The 8562-nt window shown below is 46.4% G+C and carries 9 protein-coding genes and 1 pseudogene; all 10 read left to right on the forward strand.

What is annotated here, in order from left to right; genetic code table 11:
- The coding region (locus IH879_14620) for a hypothetical protein (protein MCH7676167.1) at positions 1-243 on the forward strand (243 nt) is incomplete at its 5' end.
- A 126-nt stretch (positions 244-369) separates the two neighbouring features.
- Positions 370-567 (forward strand): DNA-binding protein, encoded by a 198-nt coding sequence (locus IH879_14625; protein MCH7676168.1) that lies wholly within the window; start codon positions 370-372, stop codon positions 565-567.
- On the forward strand, positions 567-956 hold the full coding sequence (locus IH879_14630) for a type II toxin-antitoxin system death-on-curing family toxin (protein MCH7676169.1): 390 nt from the start codon (positions 567-569) through the stop codon (positions 954-956). Before IH879_14625 ends, IH879_14630 begins: the two co-directional genes overlap by 1 nt.
- Before the next feature lie 68 nt (positions 957-1024).
- Complete coding sequence (locus IH879_14635; GenBank protein MCH7676170.1) at positions 1025-2620, forward strand: tetratricopeptide repeat protein; 1596 nt, start codon at positions 1025-1027, stop codon at positions 2618-2620.
- A 413-nt stretch (positions 2621-3033) separates the two neighbouring features.
- Positions 3034-3553 (forward strand): annotated as a pseudogene (locus IH879_14640) (ORF6N domain-containing protein).
- 179 nt (positions 3554-3732) lie between these two features.
- On the forward strand, positions 3733-5178 hold the full coding sequence (locus tag IH879_14645; GenBank protein MCH7676171.1) for an aspartate aminotransferase family protein: 1446 nt from the start codon (positions 3733-3735) through the stop codon (positions 5176-5178).
- A 183-nt stretch (positions 5179-5361) separates the two neighbouring features.
- On the forward strand, positions 5362-6852 hold the full coding sequence (locus tag IH879_14650) for a sodium:solute symporter family protein (GenBank protein MCH7676172.1): 1491 nt from the start codon (positions 5362-5364) through the stop codon (positions 6850-6852).
- Positions 6853-6882: 30 nt separating this feature from the next.
- The gene (locus IH879_14655) at positions 6883-7269 is read left to right on the forward strand and encodes a transposase (GenBank protein MCH7676173.1); all 387 of its coding nucleotides are present in this window, start codon (positions 6883-6885) and stop codon (positions 7267-7269) included.
- A 5-nt stretch (positions 7270-7274) separates the two neighbouring features.
- Positions 7275-8168 (forward strand): haloalkane dehalogenase, encoded by an 894-nt coding sequence (locus IH879_14660; protein MCH7676174.1) that lies wholly within the window; start codon positions 7275-7277, stop codon positions 8166-8168.
- 192 nt (positions 8169-8360) lie between these two features.
- On the forward strand, positions 8361-8562 hold a 202-nt coding region (locus tag IH879_14665), incomplete at its 3' end, for an aspartate aminotransferase family protein (protein ID MCH7676175.1).

Genomic DNA, 8562 nt, shown 5'->3' on the forward strand with positions numbered 1-8562 from the left:
GCTGAGAAGATTAGTGAGATTGAAAGCGCCATCGAACGGCTGGAGTCTGAATTCCGCGAAAATACCGAGCTTCTGGTGAAAGCCTCAAACGAAGGCAATGTCGAGGCAATCGCCGAGCTGCCAAAGAAAAATGGTATCTTGCGCCCACAGATTGACGACCTTTACGGACAGCTGGAAGAAATCACGTCAACTTATGAAAAAGAGTCTCTGGAGTTTCAAAAGAAGCTGGAAGAGTTGCAGTGAGAGTGGCCAAGTAAAATCACCATCAAGTTTATCATATATCACAGCAGAGGTAAATCTTGCAATAACATTTGAATTTTATTATCTTGGATTAATATTTAGACAACTCACTATAAATAGGTTTTGATTATGGAACACCTTACTATTTCATTGCCGGAAGAGGTTGCCGCTCAGCTAAAAGATGCCTCAAAGAAAATTGGCATCAAACCGGAAGACCTTATGCTTGTTAGCTTACAAGAGAAACTTGCAAACCTAGATTCAGAATTTACTGATGCCATGAAATATGTGCTCAGGAAAAACGCTGAATTATATAAGCGTCTTGCTTGATGAAAATCATATCCCTTTTTCAAATCCTCGAAATGCATCGGCAAATTATCGCTCAATCAGGAGGTTCTCTTGGGATCAGGGATTTTGGAGCACTTGAGTCGGCGCTTGCTCAACCAACGATGACGTTTGACAAAAAGGAATTATATCCAACAGTAACCGAAAAAACAGCCGCCTTGACATTTTCCTTGGCGATGAATCATCCATTTGTTGACGGTAACAAAAGGGTTGCTCATGCGGCAATGGAAGTGTTCCTTTTCTTAAATGGATATGAAATTATTGCCTCAATTGACGAACAAGAAGAATTGTTTTTAAATTTAGCAAGTGGAAAGTTGACAAGGGGAGAATTAAGTGAGTGGATTAAGGAAAAAAGTGTGTCCAAAACCAAATGAATTTGCAACTGAGTTTGGTATATCATCCAAATTCAAGTTCAAAAAAAATCAAAATATAAGGCTTAATCATGAAAAAAAACAATGCCATTTACAAAACCACTTTTCTTACAGCAATCTTAGTGAGCACTCTTGCCTTCACTCAGCAACCCGACTACGGAAAAACCACATTCCCAAATTCAGGAAAACCTGAGGCGCAAGAGATGTTTCTGCAAGGTCTGCTCATGCTGCACAGTTTTCAGTATGAAGACGCCAGAGAGTCTTTTCAGGAGGCACAGCGCATCGACGGGGATTTTGCCATGGCGTATTGGGGAGAAGCCATGACCCACAACCATCCGGTTTGGTTCCGACAGAATCGTGAGACGGCACGTGCCGCCCTTGCAAAACTTGGCAAAACGCCTGAGGCTCGTCTCGCGAAAGCAGCGACGGAACGCGAAAAAGATTATCTCCGCACCCTTGATGTCCTTTTCGGGGATGGCGAGAAGAAAGCCCGGGATTTTAAATATGCTGAGGCCATAGCAAAGCTCGCCGCCAAATATCCGGATGATCTCAATGCGGCGGCGTTTCATGCGGTTGCTCTGCTGGGAACCAGCCATGACGGCCGTGACTTCTCAATTTATATGAAAGCCGCTTCCGTTGCGGAGGAAGTTTTTGCAAAGAATCCTCAACACCCCGGAGCTGCACACTATCTTATTCACTCTTATGATGATCCGATTCACGCGCCTCTTGGGTTGCGACCGGCGCGTGTTTACGCTAAACTCGCTCCTTCCGCTTCTCATGCGCTGCATATGCCATCGCATATTTTCTTCGCTCTCGGGATGTGGGATGAAGCGACAGAATCAAATATAGATGCATATAATGCCGCAAAAAATCGCGCTGAACGGAAGGAGATTCCACTCAGCGGCCACGGATTCCATGCCCTGTCGTGGCTGCTTTACAGTAATCTGCAACAGGGTCAGTACGCGGATGCACGTAAACTCCTTGATACGGTCGAGGGGCACTACCCATCGACTAACATTAAACGCAGAGCCCGGCAGACGGTCATCCGCATGAATACCACGTTTGCATTTGAATCACAGCGTTGGGATCATGAAATGAATCGACTGGGGATTAAAGAATCCGAAATGGGAACTGAGACCAGCTCGGCTTTCTGGTTTGTCAAAGGTGTGGCTGCTCTTGAAAATGGCAAATTATCGGAGGCTCAACAAGCATTGGCTCGCGTGAAAGACAAACTCAAAGGCAAAGAGGATGACGGTGCCGATGTGCTGCGACTGGAACTGGCCGCGCTTATTCAGCTTAAGCAAGGCAATGAAGAAACGACGATCAATCTTCTTAAACAGGCGACTGACGTTGAAGATCAGATGCCGTTGGATTTTGGACCGCCCTGGCCCATGAAACCGTCGCATGAGCTTTTCGGGGAAGTTCTCCTTGAGTTAAATCGTCCGGAGGAAGCGATGAAGCAGTTTGAGCTGGCCCTAAAACGCACCCCTCGGCGAGCCTTTTCTCTATTAGGTCTGGCTCGTGCGGCCGGTAGAGCAGGCGACAGTGAAACCGCTCATAGAACCTATAGTGAACTTAATGAGATATGGCGCAACGCCGACAGTGAACTGCCTGCACGAAACGAGGTTCGCTCTGCGCTTGAGCTTACACAAGCTGGCTCGGAGTAGTTTTTTTTAAAAAACTGTTTTGCTAGTGGTATTGGTGAACACCTGGCGAAAATAAATTTACGGATAAACAAAAATAGTCTTTGTGGAGTCCGAGGAGCCTTTTCGTTTAGAGTAAATTGGAAGGACAATCTTCTACCTGTGGTTTTTTATATTGATGAGATCAAGTATTATTGAAGTTTTGCTTGTTACCAATTCGGCAGACTCTGTTTACCGAATTCACTGATATACCTAAGACAAAGATTTCCGAGCTTGTGTCTCGGAACTTGGAACCTCAAGTTGGTATCACAATCTGTGATACCAGAATCCTATAAACCAGTCGCAAATTGCGACCACCCTCATCTTTGAAATCGCATTTTGCGACACCGAATTTTCCATTGACAAATCTCCGTAATTTTTGTACCATTAACCCAATTATGCCAACCTCAAAATCCTTAATTCCAGTTGAACGAATTGAAAAATCAATTCTCTTAATCCGCGGCCACAAGGTTATGCTCGACAAAGACCTGGCTACTCTTTACGAAGTAAAACCCATCGCCTTGAGACAACAAGTTAGGCGTAACATGGACCGCTTTCCTGATGACTTCATGTTTCAGCTTACTCAAGAGGAGGTTGATGTTTTGGTATCACAAAATGTGATACCTTCCAAACGGAGTCTTGGAGGTTATCTACCGTATGTCTTCAACCAAGAAGGAATTGCCATGCTCTCAAGCGTACTTAGAAAGTGAGCGGGCTGTTCAGGTCAATGTTCAAATCATGCGAGCTTTTGTCCGGATGCGTCAGCTGCTTGCCTCACACAAAGGACTAATGGAAAAAATTCTGGCCATGGAAAAGAAGTATGACGAGAAATTTAAGCTTGTCTTTAAGGCCATCTACCAGCTAATGAAGGAAGAAGAAAAACCCAAGCGCCAAATTGGTTTTAAAACCGACAAATAAACCAATTATATTTGGTAATGTCCCATTTATTGGTAGAAACTTTATTAATATTTTTATAATCTCAGAGAGGCACGGTATGCCATATGCCTAATTGGTTTTCTAAGAAATGATTTCAAAGACCGTAGGGAAGGGTCGCGACCCTTCCCTAAATTAGAGCTAATCACAATGAAGTTGGCAGAATGAACCGTACTAACTTAACTGATTCTTCAACACCCCATCGGGATGAGATTGCTGAGGTCCTTCGGCTGATGGTTGAACATGCCGCCACTTATTTTCGACAACTCGATGATCTGCCGGTTCGATCTAAGAATGTTGAAGAGGCCGCAAAATCTTTTGAGGCAAAGTTACCGGAAACCGGCGAGGGTGCTGCCCGGACTTTGCTAACTCTCATTGACAGAGCAAAAGACGCCTCAGTCAATTCTGCAGGCCCCCGCTTTTTTCATTTCGTAATCGGCGGCACAACTCCGGCCGCTCTCGGCGCCGACTGGCTCACGACTGTCTTAGATCAAGTTGCATACGCCTGGGTTTCTTCTCCCCTCGCAGTTCAGCTCGAGGTGGTGGCGCTTTCCTGGCTCAAAGACCTTTTCTCGCTTCCGGATAAATGGGGCGGCGTCATGACGACCGGAGCGACCCTGGCAAACTTCGTTGGGCTGGCTGCCGCCCGGCAATGGTGTGGGGAAAAACAAGGAGTTGATGTTTCAGAAGAAGGTCTGTCAAATTTGCCCGGAATTCCGGTTTTTTCAAGCGGCTATATTCATGCCAGCGCAGTCAAATGCCTCGGCATGCTGGGCATTGGCCGTGGCAATGTCAAGACCTTTAGCCGAGATGCTGCGGGCCGGCTGGATCTGAAAGCTTTGGAAAAATCTCTCCAAGAACTCAAGGGCTCGCCTGCGATTCTCATTGGCAATGCCGGCGAGGTAAACACCGGCGATTTCGATGCCATCGAACCGCTTGCAGACCTGGCTGAGGAATACAACGCCTGGCTGCACGTTGACGGAGCCTTCGGACTTTTTGCACGGCTGAGTCCCAAAAGTGAGCACCTTGCAGCAGGAGTGGAGCGCGCCCATTCGGTGACGGTTGATGGTCACAAATGGCTGAACGTTCCCTACGATTGCGGATTCGCTTTTGTCAGCGACCCGGCGCTGCTTGGACGAACCTTTGCTTACACGGCCGACTATCTCCCTGACCCGGAAGATCCACATCCCAATATGGGCACAATCGGACCTGAGAGTTCCCGGCGTGCGCGTTCTTTATCCGTTTGGGCGACGCTGCAGGCTTATGGTCGTCAAGGTTACCGGGCTATCGTCGAAAATCATTTGGCGCTTGCACAGCGAATGGCCCGGTTAGTCGATGCAGCTTCCGACCTTGAACTTCTTGCCGAGGTTCAGCTAAACATTGTTTGCTTTCGCTATAATCCCGGCAACCTTTCGGAAGCCCGGCTTAATCAACTGAACGAGCAATTAGGGGAGGCCATTCTCGAAGACGGCCGGGTCTATGCCGGAACCACCCGATTTGAAGATAAGGTTGCTCTGCGGCCCGCCATTGCCAATTGGCGAATTCGCGAAAAGGACATCGATCTTTTCATCGACGTGGTTCGAGAATTGGGAAAGAAGTTAGAGAGTTAGTTACAGAGTCGTGCCCCCTGAAGGATTTCGTTTAAACATGAAAGCAGCTAGTAAAAAATGCATTCTCTGTTAAACGAGATTTAAGTTGAAATTCTCACGCCTTTTTACTATCATTAGTAAATCCAACCACAGAGTTTAGTTTTTCCTGCCATAAAATAAAACATCCAAACGGAGGGTGGAATTATGATTTATATCGTTGTGGTTTCTGTCTATCTCGCTTTTCTGGTCGGAATCAGCGTCTACAAAAGCCGTAAAGTGAAAACTCAGGATGACTTCGTGGTTGCCGGCCGGGCTGTGCCGGTTTACATGCTGGTCGCGACTCTGGTTTGCACCTGGATTGGCTCAGGCAGTTTATTCGGCACCGCTGGTTTGAGTTTCCGGGCCGGTTTTTCAGAGCTCTGGTTTTCAATGGGCGCCTGGATTGGTATTTTGGTTATCTATTTTGTCGCGGCCAGAGTTCGGAAAATCTCGCAATACACCCTCACTGATTTACTCGAAAAACGTTATAACCGGACTGCCAAAGTCCTCGGTACGATTACAATTATCATTGCGTATATGATCATCGCGGGATACCAGTTCAAAGGCGGCGGCCGGTTCATCAGCATCCTTACTGAAGGCGCGATCAGTCCGGAAACGGGTATGCTGATTTCCTGTATTGTCATCGTCGGGCTCACCGTTCTGGCGGGAATGGTGTCGATTGTTGCAATCGATATCTTTAATGGCACCGTCATGATCATTGCAATGATTCTGACTTTACCTTTTGCGATTTCATCCCACGGCGGTTGGGATGCTGTTGTTAGTACAATTGAAGCGAAAAATCCTGCCTACTTGTCCATGTTTGAAGGACACGATTTCTTGTGGGTTGTGGGTATCATTTTGCCAACGTTTTTACTTTTGCTCAGCGAAAGCAGCGTGTACCAGAAATTTTCATCGGCCAAAGATGCGAAAGGAGCCAAACAGGCGGTTATGGGAATGTTCGCCGGTGTGGTTGTGATCGAATTTATTATGTGCGCGATAGCTGTCGTCGGTTACGCAATTTATTCGGACGATCCAAGGTTTTTCTTAGCCGATGGTTCGATCAACCGGGCTATGGCCGAAGAGGTCATTCTAAGAGTTGGCTATGAAAAAATGCCCGCCATTGTTGGTTCGCTTTTATTTGCCGGCGGCGTGGCCATTATTATTTCTACCGGAAATACATTTTTGATGGTGACTTCTACAAATGTCGCCCGCGATATTTTCCAGACCTTCATTTATAAAGATGCGACTTCAAGCCAAATGGTTGTGATTCAAAGAGTTTGCATCGTCGTTATCGGTGCACTTGCGTTTCTTTTGATGAGCCAGTTTACCACTATTCTTGAGATGGCCTTTATCTCCTATACTATGATTGGCGCTTCACTCGCCCCTGCGCTTCTGGCGGCTTTCTTTTGGAAAAGAGTCACCACCGCGGGCGGCGTCGCCTCGATTGCTTCGGGAATGGGAATCGTACTGCTGATTGCCATCACCAATAAAATTATGGAGAGTCAAGGCAGCACAGGGAGTTTTCTCGGTATCCCCTTTCCGATGGATACGGATTATATTGCTATCCCGTCGGTACTGTTTTCGCTCTCTGCGTTATTTATAGTTAGTCTGCTGACGCCGGCTTCTCCGGAAAGCGTCTGGAAGCCGTTTATTTAATAGCACATAAAAGGCAGAAAAAGATCCGATATGCAAAATAAGTACCACGCTCCCTTTGCAGAAGGGCATTTTTACCATATCTTCAATAGAGGGAATAACAAGCAGACAATCTTCTTCAAACAGGAGAACTACAGATATTTTTTAGTTAAGTTTGATGAATATATGTGCGACTTTTTAGAAGTTTACGGATTTTGTTTATTGCCTAACCATTTCCATTTTTTAGCTCGAGCGAAAGAAAACCTTGCAGGTCTTCAAGACCTGCAAGGTTTAGGCCCTTCTAACACTCGTTGCCGTATCGCCCAAGCCTTTTCTAATTTCTTTAACGGCTACACAAAGGCAATCAACAGACAAGAAGGTCGAACCGGTAATCTCTTCCAAAGGAACTTCAAGCGGATTTTGATTGATAAAGAAGGATAGATTACATGAAAATTCTGCGTACCCCGGACGAACGTTTCGGGAATTTACCGGACTACAGTTTCTCGCCAAACTATGTTGAGATAGACGGCCTGCGCATTCATTATGTGGATGAAGGTCCGCCGGACGCACCGCCTGTTTTGATGTTGCATGGCGAGCCTTCCTGGTCATACCTGTATCGTCACATGATTCCTGTGTTTAAAGAATCAGGATACCGGACCGTGGCTCCTGACTTAGTGGGATTCGGCCGTTCCGACAAACCCGCTAAAATTTCAGATTATACCTACCAGCGGCATGTGGATTGGATGACGGCCTGGTTAGAAAAACTTGACCTGCAGAATATCACACTTGTCTGCCAGGATTGGGGTTCTTTAATTGGTTTGCGGCTCGCCGCAGAAAATTCAGAGCGCTTTGCCCGAATTGTTGTTGGCAATGGCGCTTTGCCAACCGGCGACAGCTCTCCCAATCTCGTTTTCAAAATCTGGAAAACATTTGCACTTTATTCTCCCTGGTTTCCCATTGGCAGAATCGTCGATGCCGGCTGCGTCAAGAAACTAACGCCCGAAATCAGAGCGGCCTATGACGCTCCCTTTCCCGATAAATCCTACAAAGCAGGCGCCCGCGCCTTTCCCAAGCTGGTGCCAATGAAACCAAATGATCCGGCAGCGCCAGCCAACCGTGCCGCCTGGGAAGTTTTAAAAACCTGGGAAAAACCGTTTCTAACTGCTTTCAGCGACGGAGACCCAATCATGCGAGGCCTCGATCGGGTGTTTCAGAAGGAAGTACCGGGCGCTAAAGGACAAGAGCATGTCACAATCAAGGGGGCTGGCCATTTCCTGCAGGAAGACAAGGGTGTTGAATTGGCTCAAGTAACGTTGGAGTTTATTAAAAAAACAAGCTAGCCTGCATTATTCATGAACCTCTATTTTAGGCACAAAACAACAATGCTAAGTTGTTCTAAAAATAGAGATAAGATAGTTTGTAGTCCACGCTTTAGCGTGCTCATTGGCAGCCTAAAGGCTGTACTACAAACAGATAACATCTGATATGAATAAGGCAGTCTAGTTTCAAATTGAGATTTGGAGAGTTATGAAATGGATGGCAGTAAAGAAGAAACTTACCCAGACAGGTTTGCTCCGCTTGAAATAGAAGCGGATGTGTTTCGAGAATTAGGTCATGAATTGGTGGATCAAGTTGCGGATTTTCTTGCAACTTTGCCGGAACGACCGGTTACCACGGGTGAATCGCCTTCTATGATAAGAAGTTTGCTTGGTGAATTGCCTCTTCCCAAACATG

It is taken from the genome of candidate division KSB1 bacterium, from assembly GCA_022562085.1.
GTDB lineage: Bacteria > Zhuqueibacterota > Zhuqueibacteria > Oceanimicrobiales > Oceanimicrobiaceae > Oceanimicrobium.

What these genes read in the sequence shown, in the direction of transcription:
- IH879_14625 (MCH7676168.1), top strand. Translation starts at nt 370, where the DNA reads ATGGAACACCTTACTATTTCATTGCCGGAAGAGGTTGCCGCTCAGCTA.
- IH879_14630 (MCH7676169.1), top strand. Translation starts at nt 567, where the DNA reads ATGAAAATCATATCCCTTTTTCAAATCCTCGAAATGCATCGGCAAATT.
- IH879_14635 (MCH7676170.1), top strand. Translation starts at nt 1,025, where the DNA reads ATGAAAAAAAACAATGCCATTTACAAAACCACTTTTCTTACAGCAATC.
- IH879_14645 (MCH7676171.1), top strand. Translation starts at nt 3,733, where the DNA reads ATGAACCGTACTAACTTAACTGATTCTTCAACACCCCATCGGGATGAG.
- IH879_14650 (MCH7676172.1), top strand. Translation starts at nt 5,362, where the DNA reads ATGATTTATATCGTTGTGGTTTCTGTCTATCTCGCTTTTCTGGTCGGA.
- IH879_14655 (MCH7676173.1), top strand. Translation starts at nt 6,883, where the DNA reads ATGCAAAATAAGTACCACGCTCCCTTTGCAGAAGGGCATTTTTACCAT.
- IH879_14660 (MCH7676174.1), top strand. Translation starts at nt 7,275, where the DNA reads ATGAAAATTCTGCGTACCCCGGACGAACGTTTCGGGAATTTACCGGAC.